The organism is Methylophilus sp. TWE2 (assembly GCF_001183865.1).
Lineage (GTDB): Bacteria > Pseudomonadota > Gammaproteobacteria > Burkholderiales > Methylophilaceae > Methylophilus.
Genome location: NZ_CP012020.1, coordinates 2,899,059 through 2,915,930, shown reverse-complemented (window position 1 = coordinate 2,915,930; position 16,872 = coordinate 2,899,059). Strand labels below are relative to the sequence as shown.

General features: G+C 49.5%; 10 protein-coding genes, 2 tRNA genes and 3 rRNA genes. 12 read left to right on the top strand and 3 right to left on the bottom strand.

Going from position 1 to position 16,872, the window contains the following annotated elements; genetic code table 11:
• Positions 1–47: 47 nt before the first annotated feature.
• The 3 genes from ACJ67_RS13745 to ACJ67_RS13735 all read right to left on the bottom strand — a co-directional run bounded on the left by ACJ67_RS13745 (position 48) and on the right by ACJ67_RS13735 (position 2,908).
• Positions 48–1,151, bottom strand: coding sequence for a porin (locus tag ACJ67_RS13745; RefSeq protein ID WP_049639549.1), 1,104 nt, complete (start codon positions 1,149–1,151; stop codon positions 48–50).
• A 365-nt stretch (positions 1,152–1,516) separates the two neighbouring features.
• Positions 1,517–1,876: a hypothetical protein gene (locus tag ACJ67_RS13740; protein ID WP_049639548.1), complete on the bottom strand. Its 360-nt coding sequence runs from the start codon at positions 1,874–1,876 to the stop codon at positions 1,517–1,519.
• Positions 1,877–1,954: 78 nt separating this feature from the next.
• Complete coding sequence (locus ACJ67_RS13735) at positions 1,955–2,908, bottom strand: L-threonylcarbamoyladenylate synthase (RefSeq protein WP_049639547.1); 954 nt, start codon at positions 2,906–2,908, stop codon at positions 1,955–1,957.
• Between the two features lie 107 nt (positions 2,909–3,015).
• Here ACJ67_RS13735 and ACJ67_RS13730 point away from each other — a divergent pair, with 107 nt between their 5' ends.
• The 12 genes from ACJ67_RS13730 (at position 3,016) to ACJ67_RS13675 (ending at position 16,868) form a co-directional block, all read left to right on the top strand.
• Positions 3,016–3,339, top strand: coding sequence for a cupin domain-containing protein (locus ACJ67_RS13730; RefSeq protein ID WP_049639546.1), 324 nt, complete (start codon positions 3,016–3,018; stop codon positions 3,337–3,339).
• A gap of 333 nt (positions 3,340–3,672) precedes the next feature.
• Positions 3,673–5,211: ribosomal RNA gene (locus tag ACJ67_RS13725) — 16S ribosomal RNA — on the top strand.
• 87 nt (positions 5,212–5,298) lie between these two features.
• Positions 5,299–5,375 (top strand) — tRNA-Ile (locus ACJ67_RS13720).
• A gap of 9 nt (positions 5,376–5,384) precedes the next feature.
• Positions 5,385–5,460: transfer RNA gene (locus ACJ67_RS13715), tRNA-Ala, on the top strand.
• Between the two features lie 354 nt (positions 5,461–5,814).
• Positions 5,815–8,697, top strand: a 23S ribosomal RNA gene (locus tag ACJ67_RS13710).
• A 224-nt stretch (positions 8,698–8,921) separates the two neighbouring features.
• Positions 8,922–9,035: ribosomal RNA gene (gene rrf, locus ACJ67_RS13705) — 5S ribosomal RNA — on the top strand.
• The 16S, 23S and 5S rRNA genes sit together here with 2 tRNA genes alongside, the layout of an rRNA operon.
• Positions 9,036–9,547: 512 nt before the next feature.
• The gene (gene rimP / locus ACJ67_RS13700; RefSeq protein ID WP_049639545.1) at positions 9,548–10,036 is read left to right on the top strand and encodes a ribosome maturation factor RimP; all 489 of its coding nucleotides are present in this window, start codon (positions 9,548–9,550) and stop codon (positions 10,034–10,036) included.
• 39 nt (positions 10,037–10,075) lie between these two features.
• Positions 10,076–11,542, top strand: coding sequence for a transcription termination factor NusA (gene nusA / locus ACJ67_RS13695; protein WP_049639544.1), 1,467 nt, complete (start codon positions 10,076–10,078; stop codon positions 11,540–11,542).
• A gap of 66 nt (positions 11,543–11,608) precedes the next feature.
• Positions 11,609–14,302 carry a translation initiation factor IF-2 gene (infB, locus tag ACJ67_RS13690; protein WP_049639543.1) on the top strand — a complete coding sequence of 898 codons (2,694 nt, stop codon included), beginning with the start codon at positions 11,609–11,611 and terminating at the stop codon, positions 14,300–14,302.
• Between the two features lie 128 nt (positions 14,303–14,430).
• Entirely contained in the window at positions 14,431–14,787 is a 357-nt protein-coding gene (gene rbfA / locus ACJ67_RS13685; protein ID WP_018987617.1) for a 30S ribosome-binding factor RbfA, read from the top strand.
• 18 nt (positions 14,788–14,805) lie between these two features.
• Complete coding sequence (truB, locus tag ACJ67_RS13680) at positions 14,806–15,705, top strand: tRNA pseudouridine(55) synthase TruB (protein WP_049639542.1); 900 nt, start codon at positions 14,806–14,808, stop codon at positions 15,703–15,705.
• Between the two features lie 92 nt (positions 15,706–15,797).
• Positions 15,798–16,868: a histone deacetylase gene (locus tag ACJ67_RS13675; RefSeq protein ID WP_231587193.1), complete on the top strand. Its 1,071-nt coding sequence runs from the start codon at positions 15,798–15,800 to the stop codon at positions 16,866–16,868.
• Positions 16,869–16,872 lie beyond the last annotated feature (4 nt).

Here is a 16,872-nt window from a genome sequence, read left to right as displayed (position 1 = left end):
TAATAAAAAAAACGGCCTCAACGGCCGTTTTTTGTTGCAGGATACAATTAAAAAAAGTGTGCCACATGGAAGATGGCTTTAATGCCATCAATATCCGGGAGCGTATTGCGGTTTTCTCTAAAGTAAAACACATCAATACGCTTGTTACTGTCACCGTCAATCAGGTAACCCACGCCGATATCCACGCGTTTGCGGTCCAAGCCGGTGGTGTCATTATTAAATTCCTGGTAAATCACTTTGGGCTGGAATTTGCCTATGCCCACCTTTTCGGCAAAGGTATAGCTGCCATTCACAAAAAAGCCTTTGGCTTCTGGCAAGACGGTATCGCCGGTATTGTCATTGTCATAGTTGTAATAGGAGGCTTCTGCCCCCAGCACGGCGCCATCACTCAATGGTTTTTCCAGGCGTGCATCCAGGTTCCAGTATTTGGAGTCGCCTTTGTTCAGGATCGTCCCTGCGCCATCTTTCTGGTAACGGTAAGACCCGCCGACGGATAAAATAGATTTTTTGCCATCGTAACTGGCCAGGTTATAAAAGCCTGGCTCGGTATCCCAGAAGTTATATTGCAGCCGGGTGGCATAAGATAGATTGTCGGCCTGATTGGAGCCGCCCTGGCGACCGTTAGTGGCTGAAGCGTAGTATTTGAAGGCCTCGCTCTTGTCTGTACCGAAGAAGACTGCACCATTATCCCGACCAGCAAACTGGTAAGAGCCTAACTCGGCAATCGGGAAGTCAAACGTGGTGGAATACATCGGTGCAGCAGCGGAGGCGCGGCTCGCTGCCGGTAAGAAGCGACCCACCCAAACATGCGCGTAGTTGTTAAACTCCAAGCCCAGATGACCATCCAGCAACTCAACTCTGTTGTCTGCTGAATTGCGTGCGAAGTTGAACTCAAAGGAGACGTTCTCATGCACCTTGCCGTTGGTATATAAACGTGCCTCTTCAACCTCAAAGTCATTCGAGCGGTTTTTGCCATTCGGCGCGGCATCTTTAATCGAGCTAAAGCTGATGCGAGAGGCAATGCCGATATTGATAAATTGGTTTTCGTTGCGTTGCAGCGTGGCCTCGGCAAAAGCTTGTGTACTCAGCAGGGCCAAGCTGGTGTAGAGAGAAATTTGTCGTAGTCTAGGATTAATGGTTTCTATATTCATGTGTTCACTCTGTGATGATCAGTTATCAATAAATGGAGATCAGGCAACCGGATAATGATGAAATGGTTGCTTTCCAGAGTGAGCTTTTGCAGAATCTGTGCCAGAAAATTAACGTATATAAATCAATTAGTTAATATGATTTTTACTGGAGTGGCTTGCTGGCGGGCGGGCAAGGTGCTGTTTGGCTGCCTTTGAATCAGCAAGCAGCGGAGGTGAAAAGTATGTTGGCTGAATCCGTGGCTATTGGCACAAATGGCGTATTGATGAAGTGCAGTCGCAGCAATGCGATGACAACAATCTATAGGAAAGCGGTAGTCGAGGGAAAAGCGGAAGGGCTGCCCATGAAGGCAGCCATGAGAGGTGCGTTATTTACGCTCGGGCGCCTTGCAAGCTTTTAAGTGCAAGTGATCGCTGTCATCCAGCGTGGTTTGGTCACCATTTAAGTGCAAATCCATGGTGCCATAATGATAGTGTTGCTTGTCGGTGGCATCGCGCATCAGTGCCACTTCGTGGTCGGGTAACATCACCCAGGCTTCTTCGCCATTTTCAGAAAGTTTGAGCCCAAAAGACTGGTAGTTTTCACATTGGTAATGCAGAGCCTCTTTGCCATAACGAGGAACTTCTTTGGTGCCTTTGTCGAACACACTGGGTAATTCAACGCTTTTGCAGCCAAACAATAATCCGCTGGTGCCCGCCAAGATGATGAATCTGTAGATGTTTTTCATTATTTAAAATCTGGTCTTAAAGGGGTTAAAAGAATCGGCTATGCACGCTATTGTGCCAGCCATGCCTGGCAGACTCAATCATTTTGCTGGCAGGGGCTGGTAGGCTGCGCGTTGCAGGCGGTCTCGTAAGGCATCCCAGGCGGCTGTGGCAGGCGGCGACTCTATTAATATTATTTCAGCCTGTACCGCATCTAAGGTATGCAATGCCGCATAAAGCTGCTCGGCGGCCAGCGCTGGATCTGCAGGCAGGTGAATTTCTTTAGCGGTGAGGTTTAAATCACCGCTAAATAATAAGGCAGCACTCTTTGGATGCTGTTGAGCATAGTCTCGCATGGCCTGTGTGGAGGAAAATAGCAGGCAGGGGGTGCGGGGGGAGTAATGCAGCAAATGCTGCCCGGGCACTTTGGGGAGGTCGACCTCAGTCTGGGTTGCCGCGGGTTGGCCTGCAATCGCCGAAATAGCGGCCGCGTCTATCATGCCTGGCCTTAATAGCATCCACTTATCTTCATGTACACTCACAATGGTCGACTCTATACCGACCTGACAAGCGCCGCCATCCAGGACGGGAATGTCTACGCCTAGTCCCGCTTCTACATGGTCTGCAGTGGTCGGGCTTAATTGCGTGTATTTATTCGCCGACGGAGCCGCTAGCCCCAAGCCACTCTCGTTCAGCAGGGCAAGCGCAACCGGATGGGCCGGTATGCGCAAAGCCACGGTCGGTTCGCCAGCACGTACAGCCATAGAGACCTCTTCCCGTGCAGGTAACACTAATGTCAGTGGGCCAGGCCAGAAAGCTGCGGCCAGCTTTTGCGCTAACGGTGGAAACGCGCTGGCCCAGTCATTCACTTGCTCAATACGTCCAATATGTACAATCAGCGGATTATTGGCTGGCCGCTGTTTGGTGGCATAGATCTTGGCCACCGCCATGGCATTGCGAGCGTCTGCCGCCAGGCCATATACAGTCTCAGTCGGGATGGCGACCACTTCACCGCGTTGCAATCGTTCTATCGCCTCTACTTGGCTGATACGCATCGTGCACTCTTAACAAATCGTCATTAAAAATCTATTTTACTCTGTAAAACCCTGACGGCTAAAGCGGGCTTCCTATAAAATGCCCGCTTTGATACAAGGAGTCCTTCATGCAAATTCAAGTTCAACACAATCCTGCCGAAACACAACTAAAGGCCTTGGGCGTCTCCAAATGGCCGACCTGGAAAAAAGAAGTGTCGACGTTTGATTGGATATTTCACGAGCAGGAGCAGGCTTATATATTAGAAGGCCAATGTGTGGTGACCCCGGTCGGCGGCGCGCCGGTCAGTTTTGGCAAGGGCGACTTTGTGATCTTTCCTGCGGGCCTTAAGGTAAGCTGGGAAGTCAAGCAGCCTTTACATAAGCATTACCATCTGGATGGCAACGTCTTGACCCAAACTTGGTTGCGTATCAAGGCAGCTTTCAAGAAATAATCATCAATTTGTAACAAAACTGTAAAAACGCAAAAATAGGGGTTGACCGCAAAGCTCAGCCCTATATAATGCGCACCTCGTTACGCAAGAACGGTAACGAAAGCAGCGAAAAGCTGATGTTCTTTAAAAATTAGGATGACTGATAAGTGTGGGTGTTTGTAGTTGAGTGAAGCGCATTTAATGCGTAGAAACTCAGAAAATACAAATGCTTTACACTTAGATTTATGACAAGTATGTACAGTGTAGTTTACACACATACCTTGAAATGAATTTGAGATATAAGCGAAACGAATACCGCCTCTGTAAAGAGGTAAAAAGTAATAGTTAGGAATTAAACTGAAGAGTTTGATCCTGGCTCAGATTGAACGCTGGCGGAATGCTTTACACATGCAAGTCGAACGATGAACCTTAGCTTGCTAGGGGGATTAGTGGCGAACGGGTGAGTAATATATCGGAACGTGCCTTGTAATGGGGGATAACTAGTCGAAAGATTAGCTAATACCGCATACGCCCTGAGGGGGAAAGTAGGGGATCTTCGGACCTTACGTTATAAGAGCGGCCGATATCTGATTAGCTAGTTGGTGGGGTAATGGCCTACCAAGGCTTCGATCAGTAGCTGGTCTGAGAGGACGACCAGCCACACTGGAACTGAGACACGGTCCAGACTCCTACGGGAGGCAGCAGTGGGGAATTTTGGACAATGGGCGCAAGCCTGATCCAGCCATTCCGCGTGAGTGAAGAAGGCCTTCGGGTTGTAAAGCTCTTTCGCAAGGGAAGAAAACTTACACAATAACACTGTGTGAGGCTGACGGTACCTTGATAAGAAGCACCGGCTAACTACGTGCCAGCAGCCGCGGTAATACGTAGGGTGCGAGCGTTAATCGGAATTACTGGGCGTAAAGCGTGCGCAGGCGGTTTTGTAAGTCAGATGTGAAATCCCCGAGCTCAACTTGGGAACTGCGTTTGAAACTACAAGACTAGAATATGTCAGAGGGGGGTAGAATTCCACGTGTAGCAGTGAAATGCGTAGAGATGTGGAGGAATACCAATGGCGAAGGCAGCCCCCTGGGATAATATTGACGCTCATGCACGAAAGCGTGGGGAGCAAACAGGATTAGATACCCTGGTAGTCCACGCCCTAAACGATGTCTACTAGTTGTTGGTGGAGTAAAATCCATGAGTAACGCAGCTAACGCGTGAAGTAGACCGCCTGGGGAGTACGGTCGCAAGATTAAAACTCAAAGGAATTGACGGGGGCCCGCACAAGCGGTGGATTATGTGGATTAATTCGATGCAACGCGAAAAACCTTACCTGGCCTTGACATGCCACTAACGAAGCAGAGATGCATTAGGTGCCCGTAAGGGAAAGTGGACACAGGTGCTGCATGGCTGTCGTCAGCTCGTGTCGTGAGATGTTGGGTTAAGTCCCGCAACGAGCGCAACCCTTGCCATTAATTGCCATCATTTAGTTGGGCACTTTAATGGGACTGCCGGTGACAAACCGGAGGAAGGTGGGGATGACGTCAAGTCCTCATGGCCCTTATGGCCAGGGCTTCACACGTAATACAATGGTCGGTACAGAGAGTTGCCAACCCGCGAGGGGGAGCTAATCTCAGAAAGCCGATCGTAGTCCGGATTGTTCTCTGCAACTCGAGAGCATGAAGTCGGAATCGCTAGTAATCGCGGATCAGCATGTCGCGGTGAATACGTTCCCGGGCCTTGTACACACCGCCCGTCACACCATGGGAGTGGGTTTTACCAGAAGTAGTTAGTCTAACCGCAAGGGGGACGATTACCACGGTAGTATTCATGACTGGGGTGAAGTCGTAACAAGGTAGCCGTATCGGAAGGTGCGGCTGGATCACCTCCTTTCTAGAGAAGATCACTCGGCTTCAAGCATTCACGCTTATCAGTCATCTTGAATTTAAGCAGCAACAAAGATTTAGGCAAACCGCCTTAGGGTCTGTAGCTCAGCTGGTTAGAGCACCGTCTTGATAAGGCGGGGGTCGTTGGTTCGAGCCCAACCAGACCCACCACCGAATATTGGGGGATTAGCTCAGCTGGGAGAGCACCTGCTTTGCAAGCAGGGGGTCGTCGGTTCGATCCCGTCATCCTCCACCAATGACTTGGTATCTTTGTTGCAGTTTAGAGATTAGAAGCAAGTGTTGTATGAATAATGTTTGCTTCTGGTTTTTAAACGATAGTTTAAAAAACTAAAGACTGCTCTTTAACAAAATGGAAGAAGTAAAGGAATATGAGTTGTGTGATGACAACTTATATTCAATGGGCGATATTACTTTTTAACCGGAAGTAATATCGATTGATTGCAAAATCAGAAATATTAAACGCAAGTTGAGAAGCTGCAGCGATGTAGCGAATCTAACGAGGTTTGATAGTGCTTTAGAATTACCTGTAACGCGTGTCTCATGCACGACGAAATCTAGATTTAAAAGGGTTTAGGTTTTAACGTTATAGGGTCAAGTGAATAAGTGCATATGGTGGATGCCTTGGCGATATCAGGCGATGAAGGACGTGATAGCCTGCGAAAAGCTTCGGGGAGCTGGCAAATAAGCTTTGATCCGGAGATGTCCGAATGGGGAAACCCGGCCGTAAGGTCATTCTCTTCTGAATATATAGGAAGAGTAAAGCGAACCTGGAGAACTGAAACATCTAAGTACCCAGAGGAAAAGAAATCAACCGAGATTCCGTAAGTAGTGGCGAGCGAACATGGAACAGCCTGTTACTTTTAGCAGACGCGATAGTAGAACGGAATGGAAAGTCCGACCGTAGTGGGTGATAGTCCCGTATACGAAATCCCGTTTGTGGAACTAGGGTAACGACAAGTAGGGCGGGGCACGAGAAACCCTGTCTGAACATGGGGGGACCATCCTCCAAGGCTAAATACTCGATATCGACCGATAGTGAACCAGTACCGTGAGGGAAAGGCGAAAAGAACCCCGGGAGGGGAGTGAAATAGATCCTGAAACCGTATGCATACAAACAGTGGGAGCCTCGTAAGGGGTGACTGCGTACCTTTTGTATAATGGGTCAGCGACTTACATTCAGTGGCAAGCTTAACCGATAGGGGAGGCGTAGAGAAATCGAGTCCGAATAGGGCGTCTTAGTCGCTGGGTGTAGACCCGAAACCAAGTGATCTATCCATGGCCAGGATGAAGGTGCCGTAACAGGTACTGGAGGTCCGAACCCACAAATGTTGAAAAATTTGGGGATGAGCTGTGGATAGGGGTGAAAGGCTAAACAAACTTGGAGATAGCTGGTTCTCTCCGAAAACTATTTAGGTAGTGCCTCGTATTTAACTCTCGGGGGTAGAGCACTGTTATGGCTAGGGGGTTCATAAGAACTTACCAAACCATTGCAAACTCCGAATACTGAGAAGTTCAATTACGGGAGACAGTCCATGGGTGCTAACGTCCGTGGACAAGAGGGAAACAACCCAGACCGCCAGCTAAGGTCCCAAATGACGTGCTAAGTGGAAAACGAAGTGGGAAGGCATAGACAGCCAGGATGTTGGCTTAGAAGCAGCCATCATTTAAAGAAAGCGTAATAGCTCACTGGTCGAGTCGTCCTGCGCGGAAGATGTAACGGGGCTAAGCACGTAACCGAAGCTGCGGATACTAGTTTACTAGTATGGTAGGAGAGCGTTCTGTAGGCCTGCGAAGGTGTGCTGTGAGGCATGCTGGAGGTATCAGAAGTGCGAATGCTGACATGAGTAGCGATAAAGGGAGTGAAAAGCTCCCTCGCCGAAAGCCCAAGGTTTCCTGCGCAACGTTCATCGGCGCAGGGTGAGTCGGCCCCTAAGGTGAGGCAGAGATGCGTAGCTGATGGGAAACAGGTTAATATTCCTGTACCTCTATACAATGCGATGTGGGGACGGAGAAGGTTAGGTCAGCCGGGTGTTGGATGTCCCGGTTCAAGCGTGTAGGTTGGTTCTTTAGGCAAATCCGGAGAGCTAAGACTGAGACGTGATAACGAGTCTGCTTGCAGACGAAGTGATTGATACCATGCTTCCAAGAAAAGCCACTAAGCTTCAGTTGTATAAGACCGTACCGCAAACCGACACAGGTGGGCAGGATGAGAATTCTAAGGCGCTTGAGAGAACCCGGGAGAAGGAACTCGGCAAATTAGCACCGTAACTTCGGGAGAAGGTGCGCCCCGGTAGTGTGTAGTGATTTACTCACGAAGCATGATGGGGTTGCAGTGAAAAGGTGGCTGCGACTGTTTAATAAAAACACAGCACTCTGCAAACACGAAAGTGGACGTATAGGGTGTGACGCCTGCCCGGTGCTGGAAGATTAAATGATGGGGTGCAAGCTCTTGATTGAAGTCCCAGTAAACGGCGGCCGTAACTATAACGGTCCTAAGGTAGCGAAATTCCTTGTCGGGTAAGTTCCGACCCGCACGAATGGCGTAACGATGGCCACACTGTCTCCTCTCGGGACTCAGCGAAGTTGAAATGTTTGTGAAGATGCAATCTCCCCGCGGCTAGACGGAAAGACCCCATGAACCTTTACTGCAGCTTTACATTGGACTTTGACAAGATTTGTGTAGGATAGGTGGGAGCCTGAGAGACGTGGTCGCCAGATCGCGTGGAGGCGTCGTTGAAATACCACCCTGATGTTGTTGAGGTTCTAACCTAGGTCCGTAATCCGGACTGGGGACCGTGTATGGTAGGCAGTTTGACTGGGGCGGTCTCCTCCCAAAGAGTAACGGAGGAGTGCGAAGGTAACCTAGGTACGGTCGGAAATCGTACTGATAGTGCAATGGCAAAAGGTTGCTTGACTGCGAGACGGACAGGTCGAGCAGGTGCGAAAGCAGGTCATAGTGATCCGGTGGTTCTGTATGGAAGGGCCATCGCTCAACGGATAAAAGGTACTCTGGGGATAACAGGCTGATTCCTCCCAAGAGTTCATATCGACGGGGGAGTTTGGCACCTCGATGTCGGCTCATCACATCCTGGGGCTGTAGCCGGTCCCAAGGGTATGGCTGTTCGCCATTTAAAGTGGTACGTGAGCTGGGTTTAAAACGTCGTGAGACAGTTTGGTCCCTATCTGCCGTGGGCGCTGCAAGTTTGAGGGGACCTGCTCCTAGTACGAGAGGACCGGAGTGGACGCACCTCTGGTGGACCAGTTATCATGCCAATGGTATAGCTGGGTAGCTAAGTGCGGAAGAGATAAACGCTGAAAGCATCTAAGCGTGAAACTCGCCTCGAGATGAGACTTGCCTCTGGCTTTAAGCCAGCTAAAGAGTCGTTCAAGACCAGGACGTTGATAGGTCAGGTGTGGAAGTGCAGTAATGCATTAAGCTAACTGATACTAATTGCTCGTGAGGCTTGATCCTATAACCTTAAAACTTAAACCTAAGTCTAAAGGTGTAGTTCAAAGCAAATGATTTGGCAATCATCAAGATACAAGAAACACACAGTGTTTCATACCCTGCCCATTGAAGCTTGAAAAAGAAAACTCCTTTACTTCTTCCAATTTGTTAAAGCAGGCTGACTCATGTCAGCACTCTGCATGTCACATATCCCAAGGGATATGTCAGGCATAACATTACCAGTTATGTTTGGGGACAATAGCGGTTTGGAACCACCCCTTCCCATCTCGAACAGGGCCGTGAAACGAACTTGCGCCAATGATAGTGTACTCTTCGTATGCGAAAGTAGGTCATCCCCAAGCTCCTTACTCAAAAACCCAGCACTACTGTGCTGGGTTTTTTATTGCACCGCGTAGTTAGACATGACTATTCTTTAGCGATTACTCTTCTAAAGATCAACAATCTTCTCTGTATGTAGTAGAAACCTCATGCCCTGAGCGGTACTACTATCAGTAAACGCGTAGGCATAAAAAAACCCGGTGCAAGCACCGGGTTGTGAAGGTCTATGATGAGTAACTCAAAATAGACTGCCATGAAATCTGTCCTGCTATAAATATGCACCGTTTGATCGGTTATTAATATTGCTTCTTCTCCCTTGTTTTGTAGTTATCATAAGAAAATCGTACTGTGTTGTCATTGACCCAAGTGGGCTATCAAGTATGCGGTTGGCAAAAAGAGTTGTAGCTACAGATATTCCTTTGCTTAGTCTAGATTGACTTTGAATTTAAAAGGATTTTTGGTATAATCAAAATGATAGATGGGCGTTACGCCCATTTTTTGTTTTTGGACGTAACGTTTTGAATTAAGGGTTCGCATGCAGAATTTGCATTCGGTGGTTGAAAAGACAGTTACCCAGTTGGGATACGAATTGGTTGATTTTGAAGCGGCCAATCGCGGCAAATTGCTGCGCGTATTTATCGACAAATTGACGCCAAAAGATAACAAAGACAGCGTGACGATAGATGACTGTGTGTTAGTGAGTAATCAGCTTGGGAATGTGTTGACTGTTGAGCTGGATATTGATTATGACCGTCTGGAAGTATCTTCAGCCGGTTTGGATCGTGTCTTGCGCAAAGAGAGCGATTTCGTGCGGTTTGCCGGTGAGCGCGCCCAAATCAAATTGCGTGTCGGTATCAAGGATGATGGTCCCAAAGCGACGGCAACCAGTTTGCCAAGAAAAACGTTTCTGGGGCTGTTAAAAGGGGTTGAAGAAGACAAGGTGGTCATTGAGTGTGATGACTGGGTTTATAGATTGTCGCTGGATAATATAGACAAGGCTCGTTTGAACCCTGTCTTTGATTAATTTGTTTTAGCTAATCCGTACGGTGAGTTGGAGATTACGATGAGTCGTGAATTATTGTTGTTGGTTGATGCCCTGGCCCATGAAAAAAATGTGGATAAAGAGGTGATCTTTACCGCTTTGGAGCTGGCGTTGGCTTCAGCAACGAAGAAGAACCATGAAGAAGGTGCTGATATCCGTGTTGAGATTGATCGCGAGACGGGTGATTACAAAACCTTCAGACGTTGGCAGTATGTAGAATACGACTTGCTGGAAAGCTCTGCTTACCAATTTGACGAAGAGGACGAAAGAGCTGCTGGCAGACAGATTGGTGATTACTATGAAGAGCCATTGGAGTCTATCTCTTTTGGCCGTATCGGTGCGCAAGCCGCCAAACAGGTGATTCTGCAAAAAGTGCGCGAAGCTGAGCGAGAGCAAATGATCCAGGACTTCCTGGCACGTGGTGAGAGCTTGGTCACCGGTGTGATCAAACGTATGGAAAAAGGCAATGCCATCATTGAGGTGGGCCGTATTGAGTGCCTGTTGCCACGTGAGGCGATGATTCAGAAAGAAAATCTGCGTGTAGGTGACCGTGTACGTGCTTATCTATCTCGCGTTGACCGTGGTGGCCGCGGCCCACAACTGATTTTGTCACGCGTGGCGCCTGAGTTCCTCAAGCGTTTGTTTGAACTGGAAGTACCGGAAATCGAAGAGGGTTTGCTGGAAATCCGTTCTGCAGCCCGTGATCCAGGTTTACGTTCCAAAATTGCAGTGAAAACCAATGACCAGCGTTTGGATCCTGTCGGGACTTGCGTTGGGATGCGTGGTTCACGCGTACAGGCGGTGACTTCGGAGTTGGGCGGCGAGCGCGTGGACATCGTGTTGTGGAGCATGGATCCGGCACAGTTTGTGATCAATGCATTGGCGCCTGCTGAAGTGACTTCTATCGTTGTGGACGAAGACGCGCACAGCATGGACGTGGTTGTAAATGAAGAGCAGCTGGCAGTGGCGATTGGCCGTAATGGCCAGAATGTACGCCTGGCGTCTGAGCTGACAGGCTGGAACCTGAATATCCTGACGGAAGAAGCCGCTGCGCAGAAGAGCCAGGATGAATATGCCAAAATCAGCCAGCTGTTTATGGAAAAGCTGGATGTGGATGATGAAGTAGCCGATATTCTGGTGCAAGAAGGCTTTAGCACGCTGGAAGAAATCGCTTACGTGCCACTGGCAGAAATGTCCGAAATCGAAGCGTTTGATGAAGATACTATCAATGAATTGCGCTCTCGTGCACGTGCAGCCTTGCTGACTGAGGCGATTGCCAAAGAAGAAAAAGTTGAAGAAGACACTAACGATTTGATGACACTGGAAGGCATGGATGCAGACACAGCCCATAAACTGGCTGCGAGCGATATCCATACCAGCGAAGACCTCGCCGAACTGGCCGTGGATGAGTTGGTTGACCTGACCGGAATAGATGAAGAGCTCGCCAAGTCTTTGATTATGACTGCACGCGCCCCTTGGTTTAAATAAACTATGCGGTCAAGCATCATGCAAATATCTTAATTAAAAAATAAAGTAATTGAACTGGAGCAGTACATGGCACTTTCAACCGTCGCACAATTTGCCGCAGAACTGGGTCTGCCAACGACCTTGCTCATCGAGCAACTGAAAAGCGCAGGCGTTAACAAAACGTCTGTGGATGATTTTTTGGAAGAAGGTGACAAAGCTGCCTTGCTGGATTACTTGCGTAAGGAGCATGGCGCAGGCACTGCCCCTAAAGGCAAAATTACTCTGACCCGCAAACAGAATACTGAAATCAAAAAACTGGATAGCTCGGGCAAAGCCCGTACCATTCAGGTTGAAGTGCGTAAGAAACGTGTGCTGGAACGTCCTGAAATTGGCTACGATCAACCGGTAGAGACTGCCTCTTTTGAAGAGGTGGAAGAGGTTGCGCCAGAAGTCGTAGAAGAGTTGCCAGCGGCTGTCGAAGAGGTGGTAGAGCTGCCACCTGTCGAAGAAACGCCAGAAGTGGTGCCTGAGCCCGAACCTGCGCCAGTGGAGCCTCCAGCCACCGAGGCAGTGCCTGCTTTGGAGACACCTGCTGTCGCGAAAAAAGCAGTCGTGTTGTCAGCACAAGAAATCGCTTTGCGTGAACAGGAAGCGGCGCGTGCGGCCAAATTGGCTGCCTTGCAAGCCGAAGATGTGAAGCGTAAGCAGGCGTTAACGCAGCGTCGTGCCGAAGAGGAGGCCAAGCGTCAAGCAGAAGCCGAGGCTGCGAAGAATAAACCTGCAGCCACAAAGTTGTCTGAAGGCACCTTGCACAAACCTGCTGCCAAAGCGACAGACAAGCCGGAAAACAAAGATAAAAAGGCCAAGACAGATAACCGCGACTGGAACGATAACGAGAATAAAAAACGCGGCATTAAAACTCGTGGTGATGCTGGTGGAGCCAATCAGGGCTGGCGTACCCCTAAGGGCAAACATCACAAATCCAGCAAAGATGATCAACATGCATTTAATGCCCCGACTGAACCGATCATTAAAGAAGTGATGGTGCCTGAGACGATCTCTGTGGCAGATCTGGCACACAAGATGTCGGTAAAAGCAGCTGAGGTAATTAAAGCCCTGATGAAGATGGGCATGATGGTGACGATTAATCAGGTGTTGGATCAGGATACTGCCATTATTTTGGTGGAAGAAATGGGGCATAAAGCTCAGGCGGCGGCAGCCAACGATCCAGAAAGTTTCCTGGAAGAAACTGATACTGTAGAAGCGGTAATGGAAGCGCGTCCGCCAGTGGTGACGGTAATGGGTCACGTTGACCACGGTAAAACTTCTCTGCTTGACTATATTCGTCGCAGCCGTGTGGCGTCTGGCGAAGCCGGTGGCATTACTCAGCATATTGGCGCATACCACGTGGAAACCCCGCGTGGCATGGTGACTTTCCTCGATACACCAGGTCACGAGGCATTTACTGCCATGCGTGCCCGCGGTGCCAAAGCTACCGATATTGTGATCCTGGTGGTGTCTGCCGATGACGGCGTGATGCCACAAACCATTGAAGCGATTCACCACGCCAAAGCCGGTAACGTGCCTATCGTGGTCGCGATCAACAAGATTGATAAACCGGAAGCACAACCGGAGCGTGTCAAAAACGAATTGATTACGCATGAAGTGGTCCCGGAAGAGTACGGTGGTGAGACCATGTTCCGTGAAGTCTCTGCCAAGACTGGTAAAGGCATTGATGAGTTGCTCGAAGCCGTACTGCTGCAAGCAGAAGTGCTGGAGCTCAAAGCACCGCTGAATACGCCGGCTAAAGGTCTGGTGATTGAAGGCCGCCTGGATAAAGGACGTGGTCCGGTGTCTACCGTGTTGGTGCAATCCGGTATCTTGCGCCGTGGCGACATGTTGCTGGCAGGCACTGCCTTTGGCCGTGTGCGCGCAATGCTGGACGAGAGCGGTAACGATATCAAGGAAGCTGGTCCTTCGATTCCAGTCGAAGTCCTGGGTTTGTCTGATGTGCCTAGTTCCGGCGAAGAAACCATTGTATTGAACGATGAGCGCAAAGCGCGTGAAATTGCCTTGTTCCGTCAAGGTAAATTCCGTGATGTGAAATTGGCTAAACAGCAGGCGGCCAAACTGGAAAACATGTTTGAGCAAATGGCTGAAGGTGAAGTGCAAACACTGAACCTGATTATCAAGTCAGATGTTCAGGGCTCTTTCGAAGCCTTGACGACCAGTTTACAGAAATTGTCTACCAGCGAAGTACGCGTCAATATTATTCACACTGCGGTGGGTGCAATCAGTGAGTCCGACGTGAACCTGGCAGCGGCTTCCAAAGCGGTATTGATTGGCTTTAACGTGCGTGCCGATGCGGGTGCTCGTAAACTGGTCGAAACCTTGGACGTGGACCTGCGTTATTACAACATCATTTACGAGGCTGTGGATGAGATCAAGGCTGCGCTGGGTGGTATGTTGGCGCCAGAGCAGAAAGAGCAGATGATCGGTACGGTCGAAATCCGTGAAGTCTTCAAGATTTCCAAAGTGGGTTCGATTGCGGGCTGTTATGTACAGGATGGTGTGGTTAAACGTAACTCAAAAGTACGTTTGTTGCGTAACAATGTGATTATCCATACCGGTGAGCTGGATTCCCTGAAACGCTTTAAGGATGACGTGAAGGAAGTGAAGAACAACTTCGAATGTGGTTTGTCACTCAAGAATTACAACGACATCGAAGTGGGCGATATTCTGGAAGTGTATGAAGTCGTTGAAGTGGCACGTACACTGTGACTTTAAAATACGTCATGATGCGTTGTTGTCATCCAAAAAATGTTCACTTACATATGTCTCATATGCCACGCTCCATTTTTTTGCTGACGCCTAGCCTCATTTAGTCTTTTAAAGTCAGGACACAATCAATGGCTAAAGCATTTTCAAGAAACGACCGCGTCTCAGAGCAAATGCGCCGTGAACTGGCGGATTTGCTCATGTTTGAGGTCAAAGACCCGCGTGTGCAAATGGTTACCTTGACCGGTGTTGAGGTGGCTGGCGACATGGCACATGCCAAAGTCTTTTACACGGCGCAAAAAAACAGCAAGGGTTTGCAGGCTGGGCTGGAAAAAGCCGCCGGCTTTTTGCGCTCCCAATTGGGTAAGCGCATGATGATACGTACCGTGCCGCAACTGCATTTTGTCTATGATGAATCCATAGACCGTGGCATGCATATGGATAAGCTCATTCATGACGCCTTGTCCGATACCCCTCCGCAAGAATAACTTTTAATCGCTTAAGCTATGCAGACAAAACGCATAAAACGCGCCGTTAACGGCGTGTTGTTGCTCGATAAACCGTATGGCTTTTCTTCCAACCAGGCTTTGCAAAAGGTCAAATGGTTATACCAGGCGCAGAAAGCAGGCCATACTGGTACATTAGACCCTCTGGCAACAGGCGTGCTACCCATTTGCTTTGGGGAAGCGACCAAGTTTGCCCAGCATTTAACCGACGAAAACAAAACCTATATCGCCACGGTTAAGTTTGGTGTGACAACGACGACTGGAGATAAAGAGGGCGATGTGCTCAACCACGTAGATTGCCAGGTGACGCGCGAAGAGATTGATCGCGTGTTACCGCAGTTTATGGGTGAAATTACGCAGGTGCCGCCTATGTATTCCGCGCTCAAGGTCAATGGCAAGCCATTGTATGAGTATGCGCGAGATGGACTAGAACTCGAGCGTGCACCACGCCAGGTCACGATTTATGATTTACGCGTGCTGGCTTGTGCTGACAATAGTGCCGAGATTGAAGTGTGTTGCAGCAAGGGCACTTATATCCGCACCCTGGGGGAAGATATCGGTAAGGCATTGAACGTTGGTGCGCATTTGACCGCTTTGCGTCGTACCGCAACAGCAACGTACCAGATTGCGCATACGGTGACCGTTGAAGCGCTTGAGCAAATGACGGTGGAACAACGCGATGCCTTGTTGTTGCCTGTAGATACCGCCATCAGCGCGTTACCGAAAATTGAGTTGCATGAGGATGCGGCTTATTATTTCAAGCAAGGCAATCCAGTGTGGTTGTCCGGCAATATCCCGGCGGGCGAGTTACGCATCTACAGCGAGGCAGGCCTGTTTCTAGGTGTAGGCCAGCAGCAGCGCGATGGACGTATCGCGCCCAAGCGCGTGGTCAACCTTTAATCTTTCGCAAGCCCCTAGGCAAAGACTGCCTGCTTGCCATGACTGCGGCAAGTTTCTACAATCGTCAGATACTTTGTTTCAGGGGCGCGCTCATGCGCATGCGTATTTCCCAAGCGTTATTGATGACTCTGCTGCTACCCTGTTTGCCTTATTCGGCTGCTCAGGCAGAAGACGGCTACACAACATCTGGTAGCCAGCGTAAAGCTGCGATGACCATGCTTTACGATACACGTTTTGAATTACATGACCCGGGACCAGGTCACCCTGAACGGGCGAGCCGCGTGAATATGATTGTGGAGCATTTAAAAAACAATCCGCAATTAAACGCTTTTTTACGCTGGCCATCTTTTACAGCAGCCTCGCGCCAAGATTTACTGCGTGTACACAGCCCTGCCTACCTGGATTTGCTTGATAAAGAGCAGGCAAGCGTCAAGCCTGGCCAGCATCACCTACTGAGTACAGGCGATACGATGTTGTCACAACATTCCCTGACCGTTGCGACATTATCGTCAGGTGCGGTGATGGCAGGTGTGGATGCAGTGATGACTCAGCAGTCGCCTACCGCGTTTGCCTTGGTCAGGCCACCCGGTCACCATGCCACGCGTGACCGAGGCATGGGGTTTTGCCTGATCAACCACATCGCAGTCGCGGCCCGTTATGCGCAGCAAAGATACGGTATCCAACGCATTTTAATTGTCGATATCGACGTGCATCATGGCAATGGTACGCAGGATATTTTCTATGCAGATAACAGCGTGTTTTACTTCAGTGCGCATCAGCACCCACTGTATCCCGGCAGCGGTAGACCTGGCGAAACCGGAACCGGCCTGGGGTTGGGGTACACCATGAATGTGGATATCGCGCCGGGTAGCAATGAGCGTCGCCTGCTACAGGCCATTGAGCAGCCGCTGGCGCAGGCGATGCAAGCGTTTCGCCCCGAATTGATCATGGTATCAGCCGGGCTGGATGCGCATCAAGGCGATACGCTAGGGGCACTGCAGTATTCTGAGGCAGGCTATGCGACGGTGGCAAAAGCCATCAAGGCATTAGCGGCAGAACATGCGCAAGGGCGTATGGTATGGATGCTGGAAGGCGGATATGTGCCAGCCAATAATGCCAATGCGGTCGAAGCCATCATCAGTACACTTGTGACACAGCCTTAATGGT